The 2,120-nt window shown below is 69.2% G+C and carries 4 protein-coding genes; all 4 read right to left on the bottom strand.

The window, feature by feature from the left end:
* Window positions 1-639: glutamyl-tRNA reductase (gene hemA / locus ACYVE7_RS33000; RefSeq protein WP_460370376.1), on the bottom strand; the 639-nt coding region annotated here is incomplete at its 3' end.
* Window positions 636-1,370 carry a redox-sensing transcriptional repressor Rex gene (locus ACYVE7_RS33005; RefSeq protein WP_460370378.1) on the bottom strand — a complete coding sequence of 245 codons (735 nt, stop codon included), beginning with the start codon at window positions 1,368-1,370 and terminating at the stop codon, window positions 636-638. The genes hemA and ACYVE7_RS33005, both read right to left, overlap by 4 nt.
* Before the next feature lie 129 nt (window positions 1,371-1,499).
* Window positions 1,500-1,733, bottom strand: a complete 234-nt coding sequence (locus ACYVE7_RS33010; protein ID WP_460370379.1) for a glutaredoxin family protein — start codon at window positions 1,731-1,733, stop codon at window positions 1,500-1,502.
* Window positions 1,730-2,120: putative quinol monooxygenase (locus tag ACYVE7_RS33015; RefSeq protein WP_460370381.1), on the bottom strand; the 391-nt coding region annotated here is incomplete at its 5' end. The genes ACYVE7_RS33010 and ACYVE7_RS33015, both read right to left, overlap by 4 nt.

Below are 2,120 nucleotides of genomic sequence, written 5' to 3' on the forward strand. Positions count from 1 at the left end.
GGTGCGGTTCGCCACGACGATCTCGGCGACGCCGGCCCGCGCCAGGGTCGCGACGGCCAGCCCGCTCATCGCGCCCGCGCCGACGACCAGCGCCCGCTTGCCGTTCAGCTCCCCCAGATGCCCCGCCGCGACCTCCAGGCCGACCGAGACCAGCGAAGGGCCCGCCTGGTCGATCCCGGTGTCGGAGTGGGCGCGTTTGCCGACCCGCAGCGCGTTCTGGACGACCTCGTGCAGCGCGCGGCCGATCGTGTCCTGCTCCTGGGCGAGGGTGTAGGCCTGCCGGATCTGGCCGAGGATCTGCCCCTCGCCGATCACCATCGACTCCAGGCCCGCCGCGACCGCGAAGGCGTGCTGGACGGCCCGCTCCTCGTAGTGCACGTACAGGTACTTCGACAGCTCCTCCAGCGGTACCCCGCTGTGCCGCGCCAGCAGCTCCGAGACGGTCTGCACGCCGCCGTGGAACTTGTCGACGGCCGCGTACACCTCGACCCGGTTGCAGGTCGAGACGATCATGACCTCGCGCACCGACTCGTGCACCTCGTGCAGCAGCTTCACCAGGTCGTCGCCCGTGACGGACGCGGACTCCAGCAGGCTGACGGGGGCGGTCCGATGACTTAGACCGACGACCAGGAGACTCATGGATGTACCTCGGTGTACTCCGCGAGCCCAGGGGAGACCGGGATCTCCTCATGCGGCCCGCCGGCCTTCCGCTGCTCGTGGAAGGCCAGGATCTGCAGCTCGATCGAGAGGTCGACCTTGCGGACGTCGACGCCCTCGGGAACATTGAGGACTACTGGGGCGAAGTTGAGCACGCTGGTGACGCCCGCCGCGACGACTCTGTCGCAAAGGGTCTGGGCCGCCGCCGCGGGGGTCGCGATGACGGCGATGGACACGCCGTGGTCCTTGATGATCGTCTCCAGCCGGTCTGTGTGCTCCACCGTGAGCCCGGAGATCCGCTGTCCGACGATCGAGGAGTCGGCGTCGAGCAGTCCGGCCACCCGGAAACCCCGGGACGCGAAACCGCCGTATCCGGCGAGAGCGCGGCCAAGGTTACCCACTCCGATGATGGCGACGACCCAGTCCTGGGTGAGGCCTAGTTCACGGGAGATCTGGTACACGAGGTACTCAACCTCGTATCCGACGCCGCGTGTGCCGTACGAGCCGAGATGGGAGAGGTCTTTACGGAGCTTGGCAGAGTTCACGCCTGCGGCAGAGGCCAGCTCTTCGGAGGAGACCGTCGCGGTGCCCCGCTCGGCGAAGCTCTGCAGCGCCCGCAGATAGACGGGCAGGCGCGCGATCGTGGCTTCGGGGATCCCGGGTCCGCCCCGCTCGTTGGGGGCTCGACCGGACCGCGGCTGCCGGGGGCTCATCGTGGGCGGGGACCTCTCTGAGCGGGCCCTCCAGGGGAAGGCATATTTCCTTCAGGTTAAACCCTTTGTGAACGCGCGCACAAAGTACCGAACTGTGTTCTAGGTCTCGCGGGCCGTCACCGGGCCGTCTCAGCGGCTGGACAAGGCGGCGCGGAGGCGCTTCTCGTCCACGAACCAGAAATCGATCTGCTTGCCGTCGACCAGGGTGACCGGAATGTGGTCGTGGTACTCGGCGAGATCCTTCTCGTCCCGGGTGATGTCGCGTTCCTCCCACGGCTCGCCCGCGTCGGCGGCGACCCTTGCCACGATCGTACGGGCGTCGTCGCAGAGGTGGCAGCCGGGTCGGGTCAGCAGCGTGATCATCGTCCGGCCTGCAGGAACGGGAGGCTGCCGCCGGTCAGCTTGAGATCGATGACGTTGGTCGCGAGCACGTGGGCACGGCTGTCGGCGGCGAAACGCGCCACGTACGGACGGGCCTGGTGTTCCTCGAAGGACTCCCGGTCGGCGAAGAGCTGGTAGCTGATCCGCTGGGTCGGGGCGCCGTCCACCTCGTGGAAGGTGTAGATCATGATGTCCGGCTCGGCCTGGGTGGCGGTGCGGGCCAGATCGTTGGCGAGCCGGTCGAAGGCCTGCTCCCGGCCGTCCAGGAGCGTGTAGACGACGATCTGGCCGAACGGGCCCGACGGCGCGGGGCGCGGCGGCGGGGCGGGCGCGGCGAACCAGTCGTCGCCGACGATCGGGCCCGCGGGG

Source organism: Actinocorallia lasiicapitis, from assembly GCF_054778695.1.